A 24,057-nucleotide genomic window follows, 5' to 3' on the forward strand; every position below is an offset into this window, starting at 1 on the left:
TTCCGCAGCCTTTACGGCTGGGTGTGGGTGTTTCGGCGTTACACGCCGGGCCGCTGTGCGCGGCCGTGTGATGGATGCTTCCAGCGATGTACATCGCCTGGCTGCATGCGTAATGAACTACAACAGGCGCCAAGTATAGGGACATACCCCGCGCTAGTCCAGCTTGCGTCCGCCAGGCGTGCATGCGCGGGTATCGCGAATCGCATTGGCGGGTATCGCAACACTTAATTGGCCGCCGTGCGCGCCATCCGATAAGGTGTACGCAAGCCCGGGCCATGCGTATGGCATGGCCGCGCAAGACCGAGACGACACATGACAGACCGCGTATACCTCAATGCCGTGGGAGCAGACGGCAATCCCCTATACATGCACGTGCGCGATGGCCGCATCCTGGCGCTGGGCGCCGAGCCGCCCGTCCTGGGCGCGGCGCAGGTGACCGACCTGCGCGGACACCTGGTGCTGCCGGGCTTTGTCGACGGCCATATCCATCTGGACAAGAGTTTCGTCGGCGACCGCTGGCGGCCGCACCGGCCCGCGGACAGCCTGCGCGAACGGCTGGCCATCGAGAAAGAAGAGCTTGCGGCCGCGCCGCCCATAGAGGGGCGCGCCGATGTCCTTATCGCGCAAGCCGCGGCGTTCGGCACGGTGGCGATGCGCTGCCACGTGGACGTGGACGCCACGACCGGCTTGGCGAATCTGCATGCTGTCATGGCGGCGCGCGAGAAATGGCGCGGCATTGTCGATATCGAACTGGTGGCGTTCCCGCAGGCCGGCGTGATGTCCTGTCCGGGCACGCCGCAATGGCTGGAAGCGGCCGTGCGCGAAGGCGCCGGGGTAGTGGGCGGCATCGATCCCTCCACGCTGGACGGCGATGCCGAAGGCCAGCTGGATTGCGTGTTCGGCATCGCTGAGCGGCTGGGCGCCAAGATCGATATCCACCTGCATGAGCCGGGCGAGCAGGGCGTTGCGCAGATTGCGCGCATTGCCGCGCGCGCGCAGGCGCTGGGCCTGGCGGGTCGAGTCGCTATCAGCCACGCCTATGCACTGGGCGATGTCGGCCAGGGGGCGCTGCAGGACGTGGCGCGCAAGCTGGCCGACGCCGGCGTGGCGATCATGACGAACGCGCCGGGCGACCGGGCCTTTCCGCCGGTATTGGCGCTGCGCGCGGCGGGCGTGCGCGTATTCACGGGCAATGACAACATCCAGGATTGCTGGTGGCCCTATGGCAATGGCGACATGCTGCAGCGCGCGATGCTGATCGGCTACCGCTCGGGCTTCTACACGGACGACGATTTGTTGACGGCCTTGCACATGGCATCGCATGCGGGCGCGGCGGTGCTGGGCCTGGACGGGTACGGCCTGCAGGTTGGCAATGAAGCGACCTTCGTGGTGCTGCCCGTGCCCAACGGCGCCGCCGCGGTTGCCGCGGTGCCGAGCCAGCGCGCTTTATTCCGCAAGGGCGAACCCGTGGGCGAGGCGGCTCGGGCTTACGCTGGCGTCACGCCGGCGGCGTGACCTGCGCGGCGCGTTGCGTGCAGAAGTCCTGCAGTGCGCGCCGCAGCGCGTGACCCGCGTCGCTGAGCCGCGAGCGCGCATACAGCGACAAGTGCAGGCCGCGCGGCGCCGGAAATCCTTCTTCGGGCGTGAGCAGCCGGTGTTCGGCGCTGGCGCAGGCGGCAGGCAGCAGGCTGATCCCCAGTCCCGCGGCGACGGCAGCGCTCAGGCTGGGCAGGCTGGGGCTGGAAAAGCGCACATGCCAGGGCTTGCCGCTGGTTTCCAGCATGGCGGTCATTTCCTGGCGGTACAGCGCGCCGGACGGAAAGGCCACCAGCGGCACGGCGGTGTCGGGCGCGGGCGGCGGAGCATCGCGGGCGGTGATCCAGCACAGGGGTTCGGGCCAGTGCGCATCGCAATCGGCGTCCACTTCCCATTGCTTGACCAGCAGCAGGTCCAGTTCGCCATCGCGGTAGCGCCGCAGCAGCTGATGACTGAGGCCGCCTTCGACTTCCACGCGCAGGCGCGGATAGGCCGCTTCCACGGCGGCCAGGGTAGGCATCAGCGTGGCGCCCATGAAATCCTCGGGCGCGCCCACGCGCACCACGGCGCTGGCCTGGGCGGCGGCCACGTTTTCGCGCGCCTCCTCAGCCAGCCGCAGGATGCTGCGCGCATAGCCCAGCAGGCGCTCGCCCTCCTCGGTGGGCAGGACATGGCGCTGCGTGCGGTCCAGCAGGCGGCAGCCCAGGTTCTCTTCCAGCCGGATGACGTGCTGGCTGACGGTGGATTGCGTCAGGTGCAGGTGTTCGCTGGCGCGGGTGAAGTTGCCCGTGTCCACGACGGTAAGAAAACTGCGCAGCAGGACGGGATCTAGCATTGGGATGTCCACTCGAATCTATCAAGCCAATTAATTTCATAATACTTGGGCCGGCCGCCATACTTGGAATCTCACGAGGCCGCGAGTCGATTCGGCTTGCCTCAAGCTGTTGATCTGGAGGAAATACCAATGTCTATCTTTCGTGCGGGCCGTCTTTGGCTGGCGGCATTCCTGTTGGGCATGGGGGGCGCGGCCGCGGCCGCGGGCCCGGACACCGCGCTGTTGGCCGCCGCGGGCAGTGGCGACGCGGCCCGCGTCAAGCAGCTGCTGGGGCAGGGCGCTGCCGTGGATACGCGCGATGCGGACGGCAATACGCCGCTGCTGCGCGCGACGCAGGGCAATCATGTCGAAGCGGCACGCGTCCTGATCGAGGCCGGCGCCAACGTCAATGCGCAGAACTCGATCCGCGACAGCGCCTACCTGCTGGCCGGCGCCCGCGGCTATCGCGAGATCCTGGCGCTGACGCTGGCGCACGGCGCTGACCTGAAAAGCACCAACCGCTACGGCGGCACTGCCCTCATTCCCGCATGCGAGCGCGGCCACGTCGAAGTGGTGGACATGTTGCTGCGCGCCGGCGTGGACGCGGACCATGTGAACAACCTGGGTTGGACCGGCCTGCTGGAAGCCGTGATCCTGGGCGATGGCGGCGCGCGTCACCAGGCGATCGTCAAGCGGCTGATCGAAGCCGGCGCCGACGTCAACCTGGCGGACGGCAAGGGCGTGACGCCGCTGCGTCATGCGCGTGAGCGCGGACAGACCGAAGTCGTGCGCCTGCTGGAGGCGGCGGGAGCGAAGGGCTGAGGCGCTGGCGCTGCGTAAAAAAACGGGGCTTGCAAGCCCCGTTCTTCATGCTGGAAACGGCAAGCCGGATCAGAACCCCTCGCGCGGCACGTGGACGCGGCCTTCCATCAGCACGCGGGCGCTGCGGCTCATGATGGCCTTGGTGACCTTCCATTCGCCGTCGACCAGCTTGGCCTCGGCGCCGACGCGCAAGGTGCCGGACGGATGGCCGAAGCAGACATTGTCGCGTTCGCCGCCGCCCGCGGCCAGGTTGACCAGCGTGCCCGGCACCGCCGCCGCTGTGGCAATGGCGACGGACGCGGTGCCCATCATGGCGTGGTGCAGCTTGCCCATGGAGAGCGCGCGCACCAGCACGTCGATGTCGCCCGCGCCGATCTTCTTGCCGCTGGAGGACACGTATTCCTTGGGCGCCGCCACGAAGGCGACCTTGGGCGTGTGCTGGCGGCTGGCGGCCTCTTCCAGCGTCTTGATCAGGCCCATGCGCAGCGCGCCGTGGGCGCGGATGGTCTCGAAGCGCGCCAGCGCGGCGGCGTCGCCGTTGATGTCGTCCTGCAGTTCGGTGCCGCGGTAGCCCAAGGCTTCGGCGTCCAGGAAGATCGTGGGGATGCCGGAGTTGATCATGGTGGCCTTGAAGGTGCCGATGCCAGGCACTTCCAGGTCGTCCACCAGCTTGCCGGTGGGGAACATGGAACCGCCGTCGCCTTCCTCGGCCGGGTCCATGAATTCCAGGCGCAGTTCAGCCGCCGGGAAGGTTACGCCGTCCAGTTCGAAGTCGCCGGTTTCCTGCACCGCGCCGCCCGTCATGGGGACGTGCGCGATGATGGTTTTCTGGATGTTGGCCTGCCAGATGCGCACGACGGCGACGCCGTCCTGCGGCACGCGGGCGGGGTCGACCAGGCCGTTGGTGATGGCGAACGGGCCGACGGCGGCGGACAGGTTGCCGCAATTGCCGCTCCAGTCCACGAAGGGCTGGTCGATGGAGACCTGGCCGAACAGGTAGTCCACGTCATGGTCGGGGCGCGTGCTTTTGCCGATGATGACGGTCTTGCTGGTGCTGGAGGTGGCCGCGCCCATGCCGTCGATCTGCTTGCCGTAGGGATCGGGGCTGCCGATCACGCGCATGAGCAGCGCGTCGCGCGCGGCGCCGGGCACGCGCGCGGACTCGGGCAGGTCGTCGAGCTTGAAGAACACGCCTTTGCTGGTGCCGCCGCGCATGTAGGTGGCGGCTATCTTGGTCTGGGGAGCATGGGTCATGGGGCAGTCCTGATGATGGGTGTTGGGGCGGGCGCCGCGGCGCCCGTCCCGCCTATTGCGGATCAGCCGGCTTTCTTGTCGGCGCCGGAAGCTTCCAGGAAGTCCTGGGCAAAGCGCTGCAGCACGCCGCCGGCTTCGTAGATCGAGACCTCTTCGGCCGTGTCCAGGCGGCAGGTCACGGGGACTTCGACGGTTTCGCCGTTGCGGCGGTGGATCACCAGCGTCAGGTCGGCCCGCGGCTTGCGCTCGCCGATGACGTCATAGCTTTCGGTGCCGTCCAGGGCCAGCGTCTTGCGGTTCACGCCCGCCTTGAATTCCAGGGGCAGCACGCCCATGCCGATGAGGTTGGTGCGGTGGATGCGTTCGAAGCCTTCGGCGACGATGGCTTCCACGCCAGCCAGGCGCACGCCCTTGGCGGCCCAGTCGCGCGACGAGCCCTGGCCGTAGTCGGCGCCGGCCACGATGATCAGCGGCTGCTTGCGGTCCATGTAGGTTTCGATGGCTTCCCACATGCGCATGACCTTGCCTTCAGGTTCCACGCGGGCCAGCGAGCCTTGCTTCACCGTGCCGTCCGCGTTCTTCACCATTTCGTTGAAGAGCTTGGGGTTGGCAAAGGTGGCGCGTTGCGCGGTGAGGTGGTCGCCGCGGTGGGTGGCGTAGGAGTTGAAGTCCTCTTCGGGCAGGCCCATCTTGTGCAGGTATTCGCCCGCGGCGCTGTCCATCAGGATGGCGTTGGATGGCGACAGGTGGTCGGTGGTGATGTTGTCGCCCAGCACGGCCAGCGGCAGCATGCCGCGCAGCGTGCGCTCGCCTGCCAGCGCGCCTTCCCAGTATGGCGGGCGGCGGATGTAGGTGCTCTGCGCACGCCAGTCGTACAACGGGCTGACGGCGGCCTTGCGGTCGTCCTGGATGCCGAACATGGGGGCGTAGACCTTGCGGAACTGCTCGGGCTTGACCGCCGACTTCACCACGGCGTCGATCTCTTCGTCGCTGGGCCAGATGTCCTTGAGACGGATCTCGCGGCCGGCGGCGTCCGTGCCGAGCACGTCGCGCTCGATGTCGAAGCGGATGGTGCCGGCAATGGCATAGGCCACTACCAGCGGCGGCGAGGCCAGGAAGGCCTGCTTGGCATAGGGATGGATGCGGCCGTCGAAGTTGCGGTTACCGGACAGCACGGCGGTGGCGTAGAGGTCGCGATCGATGATTTCCTGCTGGATGACCGGGTCCAGCGCGCCCGACATGCCGTTGCAAGTGGTACAGGCGAAGGCCACGACGCCGAAGCCCAGCTGTTCCAGTTCCGGCGTCAGGCCGGCTTCGTCCAGGTACAGCGAGACGGCCTTGGATCCCGGCGCCAGCGAGCTCTTGACCCAGGGCTTGCGGGTCAGGCCCGCGCGGTTGGCGTTGCGCGCCAACAGGCCGGCGGCGATGACGTTGCGCGGATTGCTGGTGTTGGTGCAGCTGGTGATGGCGGCGATGATCACGGCGCCGTCGGGCATCTGGCCGGGATTGTTTTCCACCACGCCGGAGATGCCGCGCTCGGCCAGGTCGCTGACCGGCAGGCGGCGGTGCGGATTGGACGGACCGGCCAGGGTGCGCACCACGCTGGACAGGTCGAAGCGCAGCACGCGTTCGTATTCGGCCTGCTTCAGGCTGTCGGACCACAGGCCCGTGGTCTTGGCGTAGTTCTCGACCAAGGCGATCTGCTCGTCCTCGCGGCCGGTCAGGCGCAGGTAGTCGATGGTCTGCTGGTCAATCGAGAACATCGCGGCGGTGGCGCCGTACTCGGGCGCCATGTTCGAGATGGTGGCGCGGTCGCCCAGCGTGAGGCTGGCGGCGCCTGCGCCGTAGAACTCCAGGTAGGCGCCCACGACCTTCTCCTTGCGCAGGAATTCGGTCAGGGTCAGCACGATGTCGGTGGCAGTGATGCCGGGCTGCGCGCGGCCGGTGAGTTCCACGCCGATGATGTCGGGCAGGCGCATCCACGAGGCGCGGCCCAGCATGACGTTCTCGGCTTCCAGGCCGCCCACGCCGATGGCGATCACGCCCAGCGCGTCCACGTGCGGCGTGTGGCTGTCGGTGCCGACCAGCGTGTCGGGGAATGCCACGCCGTCCTGCGTGTAGATGACGGGCGACATGCGTTCCAGGTTGATCTGGTGCATGATGCCATTGCCCGGCGGCACGACTTCGATGTTGCGGAAGGCCTGCTTGGTCCAGTCGATGAAATGGAAGCGGTCTTCGTTGCGGCGGTCTTCCACGGCGCGGTTCTTGGCGAAGGCGTCGGGGTCGTCGCCGCCGTATTCCACGGCCAGCGAGTGGTCGACGATCAGCTGCACCGGCACCACCGGATTGACCTTGGCGGGGTCGCCGCCCTTGTCGGCAATGGCGTCGCGCAGGCCGGCCAGGTCGACCAGCGCGGTCTGGCCGAGAATGTCGTGACAGACCACGCGCGCCGGGAACCACGGGAAGTCCAGATCGCGGCGGCGCTCGATCAGCTGCTTCAACGCGTCGGTCAGCATGGCCGGATCGCAACGGCGCACCAGGTTTTCCGCCAGCACGCGCGAGGTGTAGGGCAGGCGGTCGTAGGCCCCGGGCGAGATCGCCTCGACGGCGGCGCGGGTGTCGAAGTAGTCCAGGCGGGTGCCGGGCAGGGGCTTGCGGTAGTTTTGGTTCATGCCTCGGTGCGCTGCAGGTTGCCCTGCGCGATCTGCTGTTCGATGTTGATACGGGATGCGCGGATGTGGCGGCGCATCAGGATTTCAGCCAACTCGCCATCGCCGTCGGCGATGGCATCCAGAATGCGGTGGTGTTCGGCGTAGGCCTGCCGGGGGCGGTTGGGGGTGGTCGAATACTGGATGCGGTACATGCGCGCCAGCTGGTAGAGCTCGTCGCACAGCATGCGGAACAGCATCTGGTTGCCGCTGCCCTTGACGATGCGGTAGTGGAAATCGTAGTCGCCTTCCTGCTGGTAATAGCCCAGCCCGGCCTGGAAGGCTTCATCGCGTTCGTGCGCTTCCAGCACGGCGCGCAGCTCGGCGATTTCCGAGGGCGGCATGCGTTCGGCGGCCAGGCGGCAGGCCGTGCCTTCCAGCGATTCGCGGATTTCATAGAGTTCGGACAGTTCCTGCTGCGACAGCGACACCACGCGGGCGCCGGCGTGGGGCACGCGCACCAGCAGCTTCTGGCCTTCCAGGCGGTGCAGGGCCTCGCGCAGCGGGCCGCGGCTGACGCCATGGATGCGGGCCAGCTCGGGCTCGGAAATCTTGCTGCCGGGGGCGATTTCACCCTTGACGATGGCGGACTGGATCTTGCGGAATATGTGTTCCGCAAGCGTCTCGTTGTCGCCGGGGGCGGCGCCGGGCAGGGTCAGCACCTTGCTCATTGTGTTGACAATCTTTCCGCTATGGGAAGAAAAATTCGGAAAAAAGCGCCGTGTGACGCAAGATTGTCAACAATTTACCTCGGAGGCGGGGCGGGCGCAAGCCCGCCCCAATGGGACGCAGGGCGGGCGCCTAGCGCTTGTGGTGCACTTCCTGCAAGCCATAGACCTGCACCGGCACGGCCACCTGCCGCGCCTTCAGCTGCAAGGACAGGTACTGCGAGTAGTGCCGCGACTGGTGCAGGTTGCCGCCATGGAACCAGAGCGCTTCCTGCTGCGTGGGCTTCCACATGTTGCGCTGCTCGCCCTCCCAGGGGCCGGGGTCCTTGGTGGTGTCCGAGCCCAGGCCCCAGCACTTGCCGACCTTGTCCGCGACCTCGCGGTTGATCAGGTCGGCGGCCCAGCCGTTCATCGAGCCGTAGCCGGTGGCATAGACCACCAGGTCCGCCGGCAGGCTGACGCCGGACTTCAGCACCACGGCGTCGCGTGTCAGGTGGCTGACGTCGGTGCGTGACTGCAGCTTGACGCTGCCGTCGATGATCAGATCGCAGGCGCCGACGTCGATGTAGTAGCCGGAGCCGCGCCGCAGGTACTTCATGAACAGGCCCGAACCGTCGTCGCCCCAGTCCAGCATGAAGCCGGCCTCTTCGAGCTTGGCGTAGAACCCGGCGTCGCGTTCGCGCATCTGGTCGTAGAGCGGGATCTGGAACTGCGCCATGATCTTGTAGGGCAGGGACGCGAAAGTCAGGTCGGCCTTGCGGGTGGTCATGCCATTGGCCAGCGCCTGCTCTGAATACAGGCCGCCCAGGCCGATGTCCATCAGCGTGTCGGAACGCACGATGTGGGTGGACGAGCGCTGCACCATGGTGACGTTGGCCCCGCCTTCCCACAGCGCCGCGCAGATGTCGTGCGCGGAGTTGTTGGCGCCGATGACGACCACGTTCTTGCCGCGGTAGGCGTCGGGACCGGGGTGTTGCGAGGAATGCTGCTGTTCGCCCTGGAATTCGTCCTGGCCGGGGAAGGTGGGGACATTGGGCTTGCCGGACATGCCGGTGGCCAGCACCAGCTGCTTGGGCCGCAGCACCACGGGCTTGCCCTCGCGCAGCACCGTGACCTCCCATTCCTGTTTCTGCTCGTCGTAACGGGCCGACTGGCAGACGCTGGAGGTCCAGTAGTTGAGCTCCATGATCTTGGTGTACATCTCCAGCCAGTCGCCGATCTTGTCCTTGGGCGCGAAGACGGGCCAGTTCTCGGGAAAGGGGATGTAGGGCAGATGGTCGTACCAGACCGGGTCGTGCAGGCACAGGGACTTATAACGCTTTCTCCAGCTGTCGCCGGCGCGTTCGTTCTTTTCGATGATGATGGTCGGCACGTCCAGTTGGCGCAGGCGTGCGCCCAGCGCGATGCCGCCTTGGCCGCCGCCGATGATGAGCACGTAGGGCTGGGTCTGGTAGCCCAGTTCGGCGGCTTCCTGCTCGCGCTTTTCCAGCCAGGTCTGGCGCGTGCGGCTGCTGCCGTGTTCGGCGCCCTTGGGACGGCGCAGGCCGCTGGGTTCCTCGTGCCCCTTGAGTTCGGACATGGTGGTCAGCAGAGTCCAGATCTTGCCGTCCTGGACGCGGATGTGGCCATAGCCGCGCGCGCGGTTGGTCTCGATCTCGATCCAGCCTTGCAGCAGGCCGGCCTCCTGCGACACGGTTTCCTTCGGATCCAGGCTGAAGCGCACCGGCTCCACTTGCGACAGCTGGTGCTGCAGCATGTCGCGGATCTGGCCATGGCCTTCGAGCGTGCGGATGTTCCAGGTGAACAGCACCAGGTCGCGCCAGTAGCAGTCATCCTGGAACAGGGCCGCGACGCCGTCGATGTCCTTGTTGCCCAGCGCCGTGTTCAGGCGCGTGAGTACGGCGTCCAGGGCGGCGCCGGCTTGATCGGTCTGCATGTCTAGTCTCCTTGCCCGTGGCGGGCGATCGTTGTCGTGGCGGACCGGCACATGGTCCGCTGGCGGCCCCGGCCTGTGCCGGCCGGTGGGCGTCGATAACGATCAAGCAATCGGCATGCCAGCCCTGGCGCGCAGGAGAGCTGGACTGGATGCCGTGGCGCCGCGCCACACCTGTGGCGCAAGGGTGTGGCGCCTGGGGTGACGCCCGGCCGTGGGCCTCAGGAGCGCGAGGAGACGCCGTGGCGCCGCATCTGGCGATGCACGGTGGAGCGGTCCACGCCCAGGCGCCGCGCCGCTTCGGAGACGTTGCCGCCGCAACTGGCCAGCATGGCGCGCAAGGCGGCTTCTGCCGGGCTGGCGACGGCTGCCTCGGGCGCCAGTGCGTCGGGCAGGTCGGCGGGTTCGATCACGCCGTTCTCGCACAGCGCGGCGGCGACCGCGATGGCGTTGGCGAGTTCACGGATATTGCCGGGCCAGGCATGCGCCTTCAACGCCATCAGCGCGGCGGGCGCCAGCACGGGGGCGCCGGACTCGTCCTGGTGGCGCGCCAGCAGGCGGGCGATGAGCCATTCCAGGTCCGCACGTTCGCGCAGCGGCGGCACGGTCAGCGTGGCGGCATTGATGCGGTAATAGAGGTCTTCGCGGAAGCGCCCCTCGCGCACCAGCGCGGCCAGGTCGCGGTGCGAGGCCGACACCAGGCACAGGCGCACGGCGCGCGGGGCGTTGGCGCCGATGGGCGTGACCTCGGATTCGGCCAGCACGCGCAACAGGCGGCTTTGCAGCGCCAGCGGCATGTCGCCGATCTCGTCCAGGAACAGCGTGCCGCCGTCGGATTCCTCGATCAAGCCTTTGCGGCCTTTGGCTGCCGCGCCGGTGTAGGCGCCGGGCAGGTAGCCGAACAGCTCGCTTTCGATCAGCGATTCGGGAATCGCCGCGCAATTCACGGCGACGAAGCGCCCGGCGCGCTGGCTGCCGTCGTGGATGGCGCGGGCCAAGTACTCCTTGCCGACTCCGGTTTCGCCTTGCAGCAAGAGGGGCAGTCCCTGCCGGGCCAATTTGGCTGCGCGCGTCAGCATGGCCGCCATGCGGGCGTCGCCGCCGTCCAGGCCGCGCAGCGCGGACGGCGCGCCGCGCACTGCGACCGAGGCGCCGCGCGCGTGCCGGTTGGGTTCGATGGCGTGCGCGAACAGCGCGTTGCCGTCGCGGGCCGCGATCAGGCGTTGCTGCGGCGCATGGGCGCGGGTGTAGCGCGGCAGGTCATCAAGCTGCACGTCGAAGAAACGGGTGACGGGCTGGCCGATCAGGCCGGCGGGATTGCGCCAGTCCAGGCCGGCGGCGCGCGCCAGCAGTTTGGCGCCGGTATGCGTCATGCCCAGGATGCGGCCGGAGCCGTCCAGCGAGATCGCGGCCTCCGGGTCCACGTCCAGGAATTCCGGCGAGCGCGCGAAGCGCAGCACCCATTCGTTGCTGGTGCGCGCCATCAGATTGGCCATCTCGATGCGCCGAGTGGTGCTGGTGACCAGATGCAGCGCCAGGTTCTGGCTGGCTTTCAGGATGGGCGAACTGAGCAGCGAAATGTCCAGCACGGCCGCGAGTTCGCCGTCGGCGTTGTAGATGGGGGCGGCGGTGCAGGACAGGGGCGTGTGGGTGTTGTCGAAGTGGTCGCTCTGGTGGATGGTAAGGGCTTCGCCGCTTTCCAGGCAGGCGCCGACGGCGCAGGTGCCGGCGCGGCGCTCCGACCATTCCGACCCCAGATACAGTCCCGCCTTGCGCAGGCTGGCGGTCTGTTGCGCGTCGCCCAGGAATTCCACTGTGACGCCCTGGCGATCGGCCAGCAGCAGCACGTAGTTTTGGCCGGCGACCTGGCGGAACAGATGGTCCAGGCCGGACCTTGCAATGGAAATCAGCGCTTCGGACTGCTGGCGGTGTTCGCGCAGCCGGCCATCCGGCACGATATAGGCCTCGCAGGCCTGGGCGGGATCCAGCCGGTACTGGTCCAGGCAGCGCAGCCAGCTGCTGACCACGTGCGCGTCGCGCTGGGTGGGGCGGCCCTGGCCGACTTGTTCGATCTCGCGGATATGGGCGGAGTGCAGGGATTCCTGACTAGGCATGTCGTCTCCATGTTGCGCCCGATCTGCGCCGGATCAACGGCCAGCATGCACAGAGGACGACACGCCTGTAAATGCTGGTTATCCAGCATCGGGACGTATGGGGGACGCTACAGGTCGACCTTGACCTTGCCGGCCTGCACCAGCCCCGCCACGTCGCGGATTTCCGCCAGCAACGCCTGTTGCAGCTGCGCGGGCGTGCCGCCGGTGGGCTGGAAGCCCTGTTCGCCCAGCTTGGCGCGCACCGTCTCGGTCTGCAGCGCGCGGTTGATGCCCTGGTTCAGCGCCGCGATGGTGGCTTCCGGAGTGCCCGCCGCGCAATAGGTGCCGAACTGGATCTGCGCCGAGAAGCCGGGGTAACCGCCTTCCGCCACCGTGGGAATGTCGGGGTACTTGGGCAGGCGTTCCGGGCTGGTCACGGCCAGCACGCGCAGGCGTCCGCCTTGCAGATACGGTTCCACCGCTGCGACGGTGGCGACCACCACCTGGATCTGTCCGCCCAGCAGGTCCGTCATCATCGGACCCGTGCCGCGGTAGGGCACGTGCAGCATGTCGATGCCGCAGGCGGCCTGCAGCAATTCGGTGGCCAGATGTTGCGGCGTGGCGTTGCCGGGGGAGCCGAAGGTCAGCCCCTTGGGCTCGCGCTTGGCCTGGGCGACGAGTTCGCCCAGGGTCTTGGCAGGCAGGTCCGCATTGACCGCCACCATGTAGGGCGAACGCGCAATCGGGCAGACCGGCGCCAGTTGCTTGAGCACGTCCTCGGGCGGCTTGGCGTAGTAGCGCACCGATGGCACCAGGCCGGCAAACAGCAGCACGCTGCCATCCTTGGCGCCGTTGGCGGTGTAGTCGGCGCCCAGCATGCCGCTGGCGCCGGGTTTGTTCTCAACCACCACCGGGCGGTCCAGCGCGCCTTCCAGCGTGGCGGCGATCACTCGGCCCAGCACGTCGGTGCCGCCGCCGGGCGGGAAGGGCACGATGACGCGCAAAGGGGCTTCGCGCGCGCTGGCGGCGCCGCCGAGCGCTGCGCCCAGCGGCGTGAGCGCCAGGGCCGCCATGTTCTTCAGGATGGTTCTGCGATTCATATTGTTTGTCTCCGTATCCACTCTACGCGGGCTAGGCCGCGCTTGGCGCGCCGGCAGCCGGCAGAAAAAATCCATGCAGCGCCGCCGCCACGATGGCCGGTTCCTCCACCGGCAGCATGTGTCGCTGGCCTGGCACCACCTGCGCCTGCGCATGGGGCAGCGCTTCGGCCAGTTCCCGTGTCATGCGCGGGGTCGAGCCGACGTCCAGTTCGCCGGTCAGCGCCAGCGCGGGACAGGCGATGTCTGGCGCGGCCTGCGCCAGGATCGGGTCGCCCTGCGCGAACACGCGGTAAGCGGCCAGGAAGCTGGCGCGGTCGTTGTCCAGCAGGCGCTGGCCGATGCTGGCCACGCGCTCGGGACGCCGGGCCTGGAACGCGGGCGTGAACCAGCGCTGCAGCGAGACCTGGGCCGCGGCTGCGGGATCCTGCGTGGCAGCTGCTTCCAGCCGCGCCAGCACGGCGCGCGTTTCGTCCGCGCTGCGGCGGAACACCGTGCTCAGCAAGGCCAGGCGCGTGACGCGTTGCGGGCGTGCGGCGGCATAGGCGCCCGCGATCAGGCCGCCCATGGAATAGCCCAGCAGATTGGCGCTTTGCCAGCCGGCGCGATCCAGTTCCGCGTCCAGCTGCGCGATGTAGTCCTGCACCGTCACTCCATCGGCGACGGCGGGGGCGCGGCCATGGCCCAGCATGTCGTAGCGCAGCACCTCGAAATGCGGCTCCAGCAGCGGCGCCAGATCGTCCCACAAGGTGTGGTCCAGGCCGACGCCATGCAGCAGCACTAGCGGTACGCCGCGGCCCGAACGGCGAAAATGCGCGCTCATTTGGCCTGCGCCTCGCGTTCCAGTTCCTGCAGGTCGGAATAGCGGTTGCCGATCCGATGATGCGGACGGCCCGAGGTCGCCGCGCCCAGGGCGATCACGATTTCGTCGGGGGCGGGCGCGTCGTTGATGGTTGTCTGCACGGTCAGATAGTGCGAGCGCAGGCCTTCGTCGAGCTTGTGCATCAGCGGCACGGTGATCACGCAGCCGGGGCCGCCGCGCATATTGGTGAAGCTCAGGTAGCTGGTGCCGCCAACCGCGCCGCGATAGGCGTTGCCGAAGCGCAGGGTGTGGATCAGCGCCGAGGCGTGTTCGACTTCGCCGGCCGTGCCCACGACCGCGGCCTTGCCATAGGCTTCAACCTGGTCGGCCGAGCCGGCCTGACGCAGGATTTCCGCGACCAGCAGCTCGCCCAGCGGCGGCGCGGCTTCCAGGATCTTGGGCCGCAGGTCTTCCTGGAACGGCTGGCCGGCCCAGGGATTGCGGATCACGGCCGCGGCGATGACCATCACCAGCGGGCGCTCGGCGGCGCGACCGCCTTCGATCAGGGTTTTTTCCACATAGCTGACTACCTTGCGCACTTGCAAAGACATAACCGCTGCTCCAGTACCTGTAGGAATGAAAGACGCGGCCATTGTTGAAGGCAAGGCGGAGTTTTGACAATCCAAATTAACTCAAGTTAATTTCGGAAAATCCGAATTTTCTGCACCCCTGAAGCCATGTCCGCGCCCTTGAAGATCCAGCATCTGCGCCAGTTTCTGTTGGCGGCCGACCACGGCAGTTTCCGTCTGGCGGCCGAAGGCACATTCCGTTCGCAGGCGGCCGTGTCGGCGGCCATGCAGGATCTTGAGCAGCAGCTGGGCGCGCCGCTGTTCGAACCCGGCAAGCGCGCGCAGCTCACGCCCCTGGGTATCGCCGTGGCTCCGTTATTCCGCGAACTGCTGTCCACCCACGACCGGGTGCTGGACGCGGCGCGTCAGTTCGGCCTGGGCAGCCAGGGACCGGTATCGCTGGCGGTGATGCCGTCGCTGGCCGACGAGTGGCTGCCGCGTTTGCTGGAGCGCTATGCGCGCAGCCACCCCGCGATCCGCATCCGCGCCGTCGACGAGTCGTCGCAGGATGTGCACCGGCTGGTGCTGAGCGGTGAGGTGCAGGTAGGGGTGGCGGGGCAGGTGCCGCGCACCGCGGAGGTGGCATTCGCGCCGGTGGCGCGCGACGCGTTCGGCCTGGTGTGCCGCAAGAGCCATCCGCTGGCGCGGCGGCGCGGCCCCGTGCCCTGGTCGGCGTTGGCGGGCGAGCGCCTGATAGGCAATGCCACCTTCGACACGCTGAAGAACCGGCAACTGGGCAGCGCCATCGAGGACCCGTTCATGGTGGTGTCGAACCGCGCGTCGCTCCTGGCCAGCGTGGTCAGCGGGCTGGGCGTGACGGTGCTGCCGGTGCTGGCGCGGCCGGCCGCCGCGACCGGACTGGCCTTCGTGCCGCTGGCCGAACCCACGGTCGAGCGCATCGTCGGCGTGCTGACCCGCAAGGAAGAAACGCTGCTGCCGTCGGTGGCTGCCATGCATGCATTGGCCCTGCGTTCCCTGGCCCAGTTCACGCGCCGCAAGGGCGCGATCCTGGTATAGCGACCAGGCGTGCTGCGGCGCTAGACGCCGCAGGCGTAGATCATGAACTGGCGGAAGGCTTCGGCGGGCTTGGCCAGCCGCGCTTGCGGATGCCACAGCAGCCCGGCCTCCATGGGCGGGACGGCATCGGTAATGGGTACGGCCTCGATCTTGCGGCCCTCCAGCGACCACGGACGGTAGACCATGTCCGACAGCATCGTGACGCCGAAGCCATGCGCAACCAGCCCGCGAAGCGCCTCCATCGAGCGCGTGCGGAAGGCGATGTCGGGCTGCAGGCCGTGGGCGCGCCAGTAGGCCAGCGCGGAGCGTTCGCCTTCGTCCATTTCCAACAGGATGTAGGGATAGCCGGCAATGTCGGCCAGCGACGGCGCCGATGCCTGCGCCAGCGGATGGCCGGACGCGGTCCATAGCTGCCGCCGCGAGCGCACCAGCACCTGGTGGCCGAAGCGCTCGCGCCGTTCCACGTTGGACAGCAGCGCCACGCCCAGCTCGACCTCGCCGCGGGTTACGGCGGCTTCGATCTCGGGCCGGTCGAGGTCTAGCAGGTCCAGCTCCACGTCGGGATAGCGCCGCCGGAAGCGCGCCAGCAGGTCGGGCAGGAAGTAGCCCAGCACCGTGTAGGACGCGGCGATCCTCACTGCGCCGCGCAGCGCATAGCGCTGGAAGCCGGGTTCACGCAGGGCGTCGTCCAGCGAGTCGAGCACTTCACGCGCCCGCTGGTGGAAGTTATGCCCTTCGGGCGTCAGGGTGACGCCATGCGGATGGCGGTCGAACAGCCGCACGCCCAGTTGCGCCTCCAGCGCCAGGACGGCGTTGGTGACCGCGGATTGGGAGACATGCTCGTCGGCGGCGGCCATGGAAAACCGGCCGGTCCGGGCGGCAGCCGCGAAGTAGCGCAGTTGGCGCAGGGTGACATCGTTAGCCATCTGTTTAGCACATACCTGATACCTGAATATATGAATATACGATAACCAGCCTGCTTCCTACACTGCGGCAAAACACCAAGAACCGGAACGCAGGAGACAAGCGTGGACACCCCCCTTTCCGCAGGCGCGGCCGATACCCATGGCCTGACGCTGGACGACAAGTACACCCGCAGCCACGGGCGCATCTATCTGAGTGGCACCCAGGCCCTGGTGCGGCTGCCGCTGTTGCAAAAGCAGCGCGACCTGCAGGCCGGCCTGAACACCGGCGGCTACATCTCTGGCTACCGCGGCTCGCCGCTGGGCGGGCTGGACCAGGCCCTGTGGAAGGCCAAGCGCCACCTGCAGGCCAACGACGTGGTGTTCCAGCCCGGCGTGAACGAAGACCTGGCCGCCACGGCGGTATGGGGCTCGCAGCAGCTGAACCTGTTTCCGGGGGCGGCGCGCGACGGCGTATTCGGCATGTGGTACGGCAAGGGGCCGGGCGTGGACCGGTCGGTGGACGTACTCAAGCATGCCAATTCCGCCGGCAGTTCGGCGCATGGCGGCGTGCTGATGCTGGCGGGCGACGACCATGCCGCCAAGTCCTCGTCGGTGGCGCACCAGTCCGAGCACGTGCTGATCGCCAGCGGCATACCAGTGCTGTATCCGTCCAACGTGCAGGAGTACCTGGACTACGGCCTGCATGGCTGGGCCATGAGCCGCTACACCGGCCTGTGGGTGGCGATGAAGTGCGTGACCGACGTGGTCGAGTCCAGCGCTTCGGTGGAAGTGGATCCGGACCGGGTGCAGGTGGTGCTGCCCGAAGACGTCTTGCCCGAAGGCGGCCTGAACATCCGCTGGCCCGACACGCCGCTGGCGCAGGAGGCGCGGCTGCTGGACCACAAGTGGTATGCGGCGCTGGCCTATGTGCGCGCCAACAAGCTGAACCGCGTGGTGCTGGATTCCCCGCAAGCGCATTTCGGCATCATGACCGCGGGCAAGGCGTATCTGGACGTGCGCCAGGCGCTCAACGACCTGGGCCTGGACGAGGCGGCCTGTAGCGAGGCCGGCATACGCGTGCTGAAGGTGGGCTGCATCTGGCCGCTGGACGCGCAGGATGCGCGCGAGTTCGCCACCGGCCTGAAAGAGATCCTGGTGGTGGAGGAAAAGCGCCAGATCCTGGAATACGCGCTGAAGGAAGAACTCTACAACTGGCGCGACGATGTACGGCCACGCGTCTACGGCAAGTTCGACGAACGCGACAACGGCGGCGGCGAATGGTCCACGCCGCGCGGCGGCTGGCTGCTGCCCGCGCGTCACGAGCTGTCGCCCGCGCTGATCGCCCGCGCCATCGCCGCGCGGCTGGAAAAGGCCGACCTGTCGGATGCGCTGAGAGCGCGCATCGCGGCGCGGCTGGCTGTCATCGACGCCAAGGAGCGCGAGGCTTCCCGTCCCACGCTGGTGGAAGAGCGCAAACCCTGGTTCTGTTCCGGCTGTCCGCACAATACCTCCACCCGCGTGCCCGAAGGCTCGCGCGCCGTGGCCGGCATAGGCTGCCATTACATGGCGATGTGGATGGACCGCAAGACCGACACCTTCAGCCAGATGGGCGGCGAGGGCGTCGCCTGGCTGGGGCAGAAGGATTTCACCGCTGAGCGTCACATCTTCGCCAACCTGGGCGACGGCACCTATTTCCATTCGGGGTTGCTGGCCATACGCGCGGCAGTCGCCGCGCACGCCAGCATCACCTACAAGATTCTCTACAACGACGCCGTCGCGATGACGGGCGGGCAGCCGGTGGATGGCGTGCTCACGGTGCCGCAGATCGCCGCCCAGATGCAGGCCGAAGGCGTGGTCAAGACCGTGGTGGTGACCGACGAGCCGGAAAAGTACGCCGGCGCTACCGCGTTGCCGCAGGGCGTGGAGGTGCACCACCGCAAGGCGCTCGACGACGTGCAGCGCGCCTTGCGCGACATCGCTGGCACGACGGTGCTGATCTACGACCAGACCTGCGCCACCGAGAAGCGCCGCCGCCGCAAGCGCGGCGAGTATCCCGATCCGCCGCGCCGCGCCTTCATCAACGAGTCGGTCTGCGAAGGTTGCGGCGACTGCTCGGTGCAATCCAATTGCCTGTCGGTCGAGCCGCTGGATACGCCGCTGGGCACGAAACGCCGCATCAACCAGTCGTCCTGCAACAAGGACTTTTCCTGCGTGGAGGGCTTTTGCCCCAGCTTCGTCACGGCGGAAGGCGCGACGCTGCGCAAGCCGGGCACGGGCAGGGATCTCCCCGCGTTGGCCGAACCGCCGCAGCCCGACCTGGCAGGGATCCGTCCGCTTGGGGCCTACCGCGTGGTGATCGCGGGCGTGGGCGGAACCGGCGTCGTGACCATAGGCGCGCTGCTGGGCGCGGCCGCGCATCTTGAAGGCAAGGGCGTGACCGTGCTGGACATGGCCGGGCTGGCGCAGAAAGGCGGCGCCGTGCTCAGCCACGTGCAGCTGGCCAATCGCCCCGCGGACCTGCATGCCACGCGCGTGGCGCTGGGCGAGGCCGACCTGGTCATCGGCTGTGACGCGCTGGTGTCGGCGTCGCCCGAAGTGCTGTCGCGCCTGCGCCCGGACCATGGCCGCGCCGTGGTGAACAGCAGCGCCGCGCCGACGGCAGCCTTCCTGTCGCAGCCGAGCTGGCGCTTCCCCGGCGCGCAAGCCGAAGCCGCGCTGGCGCGCAGCACGGGCGGCAACTGCGATTTCATCGAGGCCGGCCCGCTGGCCGAGGCCCTGCTCGGCGACACCATCTACGCCAATCCGCTGCTGCTGGGCTATGCCTGGCAGCAGGGCGGCCTGCCGCTGGCGCTGGACAGCCTGCGGCGCGCCATCGAGCTGAACGGCGTCTCGGTCGAAAAGAACCTGGCCGCCTTTGAACTGGGCCGGCAAGCCGCGCATCATGGCGCCGCCGCGCTCAAGCCGGCGCCGCGGGCGCAAGTGATGGCCTTGCCGGAGTCCCTGGACGGCCAGATCCAGCGGCTGGCGCAACACGTACGCGCCTATCAGGACGAGGCCTACGCCGCGCGCTTCCTGGATGCGGTGGCAGCGGTGCGGGCGCGCGAAGCTGCGCTGGCGGATCCGCAGCGTTTCGAGGTCACGCAGGCGGTCGCGCGCAACCTCGCCAAACTCATGACTTACAAGGACGAGTACGAGGTGGCGCGCCTGTACGTGGATCCGGCCTTCAAGGCCCGGCTGCGCGAGCAGTTCGAAGGAGAACCCGGCCGCGACTACCAGCTGCGCTATCACTTGGCGCCACCCGCGCTGGCGCGCCGCGACGCGCGCGGGCGCCTGCAGAAGCGCGCCTACGGTTCGTGGATGGGACTGGCGTTTCGCGCGCTGGCGCCCATGAAGCGGTGGCGCGGCACCTGGCTGGACGTGTTCGGCAAGACCGCCGAACGCCGCATGGAGCGACAACTGGCGGCCGACTACCTGGCGCTGGCCGAGGAGTTCTCCCGCACGCTGGACGCGGCCAATCGCGCCACGGCGCTGGAACTGGCCGCGCTGCCTGACACGATCCGCGGCTATGGCCATGTCAAGGAGCAGAACGTCGAACGGGCGCGCGCGCGGGAAGCCGGGCTGTGGGAGCAATACCGCGCGCCGGCGCGGGAAACGCTGGCGGCTTGAGTGGCTCGTGGCGTCAAGCCATCTGTTCGAGCAGCACGCAGTTGCGGCCGGTCAGCTTGGCCTTATATAGCAATTCGTCGGCGCGGCGCGACAGGTTTTCCAGCGCTGCCGTATCGCTGCCGCGGGCGTGGGCCACGCCGAAACTGGCGGTCATGCTGAAGCTGGCGCCCGCGCCGGCACTGAGCCGCGTTTGCGCGATGCTCAGCCGCATGCGTTCCGCGATGTCCCGGACGCGGTCGGGGTTGCGGCTGCGGCACAGCACCGCGAACTCTTCGCCGCCCACGCGCGCGACCACGTCGGATTCGCGGAAGGTCTTGCGGCACAGATCGGCCACGGTCTTGAGCGCTTCGTCGCCTGTAGCGTGGCCGTGCGTGTCATTGATGGACTTGAAGTGGTCGATGTCGAACAGGATGAAGCCCAGACCGCTCTGCGGATCGTTGCGGATATCGTCCAGCGAAGCTTCCAGGCGCTTTTCGAAGGCACGGCGGTTCAGCAGGCCGGTCAGGAAATCCGTTTCGGCCATGATGGCGAGGTCTTGAATCAGGCGGTCGCGTTCGAGTTCCAGCTTACGCACGGCGGTGGCGTTGTCGTTGAGCACGTTCAGCGCCTTGAACATGCCGTTGACTTCGCCCCGGTACTGGTCGGCGGGAATGGGCGGCACATCGCCGCCTTTCGCGATCGCGCCGATGATGTTGGTGGCGCGGACGAAAGGCCGGATGACGCGCTTGCGGAACATGGTCAGGCCGATTATCAACGCGGCCGTGAGCATTGCCGCGGCCGCCAGGGTGGTCAGCAGCACGCGGATCGCGGCCTGGCGGTTTTCTCCGATGCGCCGCTCCACTTCGTTGAGCATCAGGTCGCGAAACCGGACGATGGACTTCATGCGCGGCACATAGTTCGCGCCGAGTTCGTACATCGACACCAATGACTCCTCCGGCGCCCGTTCGGCAATGGCGCGCACGCTGTCGAGGTAGTTCATGCCATCGCCGAAGTACTGCTGCTGCAGTTCGCGGTAGGCGAGGGAGGATGCGTATCGCGGCATGCTGGCGATGTTGGCGTCGATCAGGGCGCGCAGTTCGTCGATGCGGCCGATCACGCGTTCTATCCTCAGCTGATCGCTGGCGGTCAGCGTGCGGCGCTTGCTGAGGGCCGGCGCGAACGTGGAGCCGACCAGTCCCGCCTGTTCGCGCAGTTCGCCGGCCAGCAGCGCCAGGGACAGCAGGTCGAAGTCTTCGCCCTGGTTCCGGGCGACCAGGCCGATGCCGTCGGACATCGCGGCGCGCAGTTCGGGAACCACCGCCACCATGTCGCCGACCACTGTCCACAGGTTGTGGCCGGACGTGTTGGCGCGGGGCGCGGCGATGGCCGCGTCGGCGCTGGCGCGGGCGTTCAACAGGGACTCGCGGATGCGCTGGATGTTGGTGAATTCGCGGGCGCCGTTGGGATTGAGAGGTGCGCGGTAGAGCGCAAGCAGGTCGGCGACTTGCGCATTGGTGCGCTGGCGGGCTTCGGCCAGCGCGCGCAGGATGTTTTCGGGGACCGGCAGGTCGGAGCCCAGCGCCGAGTTCATTGGGCCGCGTTCGGCGGATACCGCTTCCATCGTCATCAGGGTCGTGCGGACCACGATGAAGCCCCGCATGGCGTCGTCGGTGGCGGCCAGCGACCGCCAGTTCTGCTGCACCACGATCACGGTCAGCATGGAGACCGGCAGCGCTACGCCGGCTGCCAGTGTCAGGAAATACCTTTCAAGGGATTTGAGAGCAAAGACATTGCGGAACATGCGTAAACATCGGCTCGGAACAATGACTGGTGGCCGGAGGTTACTTGAAATGGGCCGCCCAATGCATGGTTTTCCCGCCACAGTCCGACGGAACGAAGTTTGTATCGCTTTAAGTCGTAAAGTCTCATTTGCCAGCGCATTGCATCACTCTATTGCGAGCGCTTTCAGGGCTTCTTCCAACATGCGCGGCGGGCCCATCATGGCCGCGCGACGGGCAGCTTTTCCAGCGCGTTCTTGAAGTCGGGATACTCCTTCAGGAAATCCAGGCTGCGCCCGAACCGCTTCAGGAGTTGGTCGTCCACCGTCAGATTGAGCACGGTCGCGCCATCCCACAGCCTGGGGCGTTTTTTTACATGGATCAGCACCTTCTCCGTGAACTCGCGGTAGGAGTCGTGCGGCTCGCATTGGTCGTAGTCCGTGGCGACGCGTTGCGCCAGTCCGGCCTCCAGGCCGACCTGGCGCGCCTTCTCCTGCAGCCACGAGGCGGGCAGCGTCTGCAGGCTGCCGTCCCGGTAGCCGCCGCCGACGTCCGAATGGGCGCCGATGAACCAGCGCTGCTCGACCGGATGGTCGGCTGGACGCGGCTCGGAGTCAGCCAGCCGGGTCCACAGGGTAGGCGCATACGGTTCGCGGAATTCGTTGGTGGCGATTGCGTGATAGGCGTGATGGACGTGGTTGCTGAGTTCGGTGTCGTGGAAGTTGTAGAACCTGGAGAAACCCGGAAAAGGGATGCCGCCTACCGGTATGCCCAGGCTGCCGACCGTGTCCCAGACGCCGACGAAATGCACGTCGGTCTCGCGCGAGAAATTCACGCGGAAGGTCGCGGCTTCCAGCGAGGAGGGGATGCAGTCGTCGCGGTAGAGCGCATAGGCTTGCTCCACGTTGTTGTCGGAGGGATCGTTCAGCAGGCCGCATTTGCGCACCATGCCGGCCAGGCTGCGGGCGGAGTAGGCGCCACGGCTGAACCCGAACAGGAAGATGCGGTCGCGCGGTTGGTAGCGCTGGCAAAGCCAGCGGTAGCCCGTGCGGATATTGGCCGACAGTCCTGCCCCAAAGGCGCCGCCGGCGAACTTGTCGATGGCCGCCCACAGGCCCTGGCCCTGCGTGCCTACGCCTTCGATATAGAACGTCTCTTGCGTGGAGGTCTCGGGCGCCGCCTTGTAGAGTTCGTAGACGTTGGTGCGGTCATTGGGTTCGTTCCAGGTCCCGTCGAAGAATACGGCCAGATTCTTCACCATGATCGTTCTCCACAGATTGAGTCTTGCAATGAATCTGTTTGCTGGCATGGTCCGCGTCGTGCGCGACGGTAAGCTAGCACGGCGTTCGGACGCCGCCGGGTGCATGGTTTCCCTGCTGCATGGACGTACACCGCTTTTTTGACTAGCTAATTGGTCGCAATCCAGCGCAGTGTCTGGGTTCGCACGGCGGCGCGGGCGCAGGAGGAAAACTTCACTACATCAAAAGTAGCAATCCTCCAGGCAAGCGCGGGGAGGCCCGCACGCGTTGGCGGCCGCGCCGGGCATGGAGTATGTTGCGGGGCAGGGCGGCCGCGGGCCGCGTATCAACCGAGTAGATGTACATGGGACGTTTAGCCATATTGGGCGCCTTGCACGAAGAGATCGCCGACCTGCTGGCGGCGATGGATCCGGGCGCCGCCATTCACCGCATTGCCATGCGCGACTTCCACGTCGGCACCTTGTGGGGCACGCCTTGCGTGATTGCGTTGAGCCGGATTGGCAAGGTGGCCGCGGCTGCGACGGCATCCATCGTGATCCAGGAGTTCAAGGCGTCGCGGGTGGTCTTCACCGGACTGGCGGGCGGCTTGCATGAGGATGTGGCGGTGGGCGATGTGGTCGTGGCCAGTGCGTTGATGCAGCACGACATGGACGCGCGCCCGCTGTTTGGACAGCATGAGATTCCCCTGTTGGGGCGCGAACGCTTCGATGCGGATCCGGTCCTGAGCGAACGGCTGCTGGAAAGCGCGGGACAGTTCGTGCGCCAGGGCGGCTTGCCGGCGGGACCAGGCGGACAGCCGCCGCGGGTGCACCATGGGCTCATCGCCACCGGCGACGTCTTCGTCAACAGCAATGACTATGCGCACCAGCTACGCCAGCGCCTGCCCGGTGCGCTCTGCCTGGAAATGGAAGGCGGGGCGATGGCGCAGGTCTGCTACGAATTCGGCGTGCCCTTCGCTGTGCTGAGGGTGATTTCGGATCAGGCCGATCATGCCGCGAAGGCGGACTTCACTGACTTCCTGGTGAACCTGGCGCGGGTCTACACCGCCGGCATCCTGGCGCCCCTGCTGAAGTCGGGCGCGCTGCGGGAAGCCTGAG

At 67.5% G+C, this 24,057-nt stretch carries 17 protein-coding genes; 5 read left to right on the plus strand and 12 right to left on the minus strand.

The annotated features are described in order from the left end of the window. Positions 1–312 precede the first annotated feature (312 nt). Complete coding sequence (locus tag HV766_RS03280) at positions 313–1,515, plus strand: amidohydrolase family protein (RefSeq protein ID WP_175180553.1); 1,203 nt, start codon at positions 313–315, stop codon at positions 1,513–1,515. On the opposite strand, the gene HV766_RS03285 is transcribed toward HV766_RS03280, so the two are convergent. Beyond that, complete coding sequence (locus tag HV766_RS03285) at positions 1,499–2,371, minus strand: LysR family transcriptional regulator (RefSeq protein WP_054452085.1); 873 nt, start codon at positions 2,369–2,371, stop codon at positions 1,499–1,501. The genes HV766_RS03280 and HV766_RS03285 overlap by 17 nt on opposite strands. 129 nt (positions 2,372–2,500) lie before the next feature. On the opposite strand from HV766_RS03285, the gene HV766_RS03290 reads away from it, so the two are divergent. Next, entirely contained in the window at positions 2,501–3,172 is a 672-nt protein-coding gene (locus tag HV766_RS03290) for an ankyrin repeat domain-containing protein (RefSeq protein WP_175180554.1), read from the plus strand. A gap of 69 nt (positions 3,173–3,241) precedes the next feature. Here the strand turns inward: HV766_RS03290 and prpF are convergent, their stop codons facing one another. From prpF to HV766_RS03330, 8 genes are all read right to left on the minus strand, one after another. After that, the gene (prpF, locus tag HV766_RS03295; protein WP_054452083.1) at positions 3,242–4,426 is read right to left on the minus strand and encodes a 2-methylaconitate cis-trans isomerase PrpF; all 1,185 of its coding nucleotides are present in this window, start codon (positions 4,424–4,426) and stop codon (positions 3,242–3,244) included. 62 nt (positions 4,427–4,488) lie between these two features. After that, positions 4,489–7,098 (minus strand): Fe/S-dependent 2-methylisocitrate dehydratase AcnD, encoded by a 2,610-nt coding sequence (acnD, locus tag HV766_RS03300; RefSeq protein WP_054452082.1) that lies wholly within the window; start codon positions 7,096–7,098, stop codon positions 4,489–4,491. Next, complete coding sequence (locus HV766_RS03305) at positions 7,095–7,805, minus strand: GntR family transcriptional regulator (RefSeq protein ID WP_175159902.1); 711 nt, start codon at positions 7,803–7,805, stop codon at positions 7,095–7,097. The genes acnD and HV766_RS03305 overlap by 4 nt, the downstream gene beginning before the upstream one ends. 130 nt (positions 7,806–7,935) lie before the next feature. Continuing rightward, complete coding sequence (locus HV766_RS03310; protein ID WP_175180555.1) at positions 7,936–9,738, minus strand: NAD(P)/FAD-dependent oxidoreductase; 1,803 nt, start codon at positions 9,736–9,738, stop codon at positions 7,936–7,938. A 218-nt stretch (positions 9,739–9,956) separates the two neighbouring features. Then, positions 9,957–11,849, minus strand: a complete 1,893-nt coding sequence (locus HV766_RS03315; RefSeq protein ID WP_175180556.1) for a sigma-54-dependent Fis family transcriptional regulator — start codon at positions 11,847–11,849, stop codon at positions 9,957–9,959. A 107-nt stretch (positions 11,850–11,956) separates the two neighbouring features. After that, entirely contained in the window at positions 11,957–12,928 is a 972-nt protein-coding gene (locus tag HV766_RS03320; RefSeq protein WP_175180557.1) for a Bug family tripartite tricarboxylate transporter substrate binding protein, read from the minus strand. Positions 12,929–12,959: 31 nt separating this feature from the next. Next, positions 12,960–13,748 carry an alpha/beta fold hydrolase gene (locus HV766_RS03325; RefSeq protein ID WP_054452077.1) on the minus strand — a complete coding sequence of 263 codons (789 nt, stop codon included), beginning with the start codon at positions 13,746–13,748 and terminating at the stop codon, positions 12,960–12,962. Next, the gene (locus HV766_RS03330) at positions 13,745–14,338 is read right to left on the minus strand and encodes an amino acid synthesis family protein (protein WP_054452076.1); all 594 of its coding nucleotides are present in this window, start codon (positions 14,336–14,338) and stop codon (positions 13,745–13,747) included. The genes HV766_RS03325 and HV766_RS03330 overlap by 4 nt, the downstream gene beginning before the upstream one ends. A gap of 126 nt (positions 14,339–14,464) precedes the next feature. On the opposite strand from HV766_RS03330, the gene HV766_RS03335 reads away from it, so the two are divergent. After that, entirely contained in the window at positions 14,465–15,373 is a 909-nt protein-coding gene (locus tag HV766_RS03335) for a LysR family transcriptional regulator (protein WP_175159912.1), read from the plus strand. Between the two features lie 20 nt (positions 15,374–15,393). On the opposite strand, the gene HV766_RS03340 is transcribed toward HV766_RS03335, so the two are convergent. Further along, positions 15,394–16,299 (minus strand): LysR family transcriptional regulator, encoded by a 906-nt coding sequence (locus HV766_RS03340; protein WP_175180558.1) that lies wholly within the window; start codon positions 16,297–16,299, stop codon positions 15,394–15,396. Positions 16,300–16,401: 102 nt separating this feature from the next. Here HV766_RS03340 and HV766_RS03345 point away from each other — a divergent pair, with 102 nt between their 5' ends. Then, on the plus strand, positions 16,402–19,944 hold the full coding sequence (locus HV766_RS03345) for an indolepyruvate ferredoxin oxidoreductase family protein (RefSeq protein ID WP_175180559.1): 3,543 nt from the start codon (positions 16,402–16,404) through the stop codon (positions 19,942–19,944). A gap of 13 nt (positions 19,945–19,957) precedes the next feature. On the opposite strand, the gene HV766_RS03350 is transcribed toward HV766_RS03345, so the two are convergent. Both HV766_RS03350 and HV766_RS03355 read right to left on the minus strand, forming a co-directional pair. Beyond that, on the minus strand, positions 19,958–21,724 hold the full coding sequence (locus HV766_RS03350; protein WP_175180560.1) for a GGDEF domain-containing protein: 1,767 nt from the start codon (positions 21,722–21,724) through the stop codon (positions 19,958–19,960). 197 nt (positions 21,725–21,921) lie between these two features. After that, a complete protein-coding gene (locus HV766_RS03355; RefSeq protein WP_054452058.1) occupies positions 21,922–22,962 on the minus strand; it encodes a T6SS phospholipase effector Tle1-like catalytic domain-containing protein in 1,041 nt (346 codons plus the stop codon). Between the two features lie 341 nt (positions 22,963–23,303). Here HV766_RS03355 and HV766_RS03360 point away from each other — a divergent pair, with 341 nt between their 5' ends. Then, the gene (locus HV766_RS03360; RefSeq protein ID WP_175180561.1) at positions 23,304–24,056 is read left to right on the plus strand and encodes a 5'-methylthioadenosine/adenosylhomocysteine nucleosidase; all 753 of its coding nucleotides are present in this window, start codon (positions 23,304–23,306) and stop codon (positions 24,054–24,056) included. The last annotated feature ends 1 nt before the right edge of the window (position 24,057 follow it).

It is taken from the genome of Achromobacter aegrifaciens (assembly GCF_902859735.1).
GTDB classification, from domain to species: domain Bacteria; phylum Pseudomonadota; class Gammaproteobacteria; order Burkholderiales; family Burkholderiaceae_B; genus Achromobacter; species Achromobacter aegrifaciens.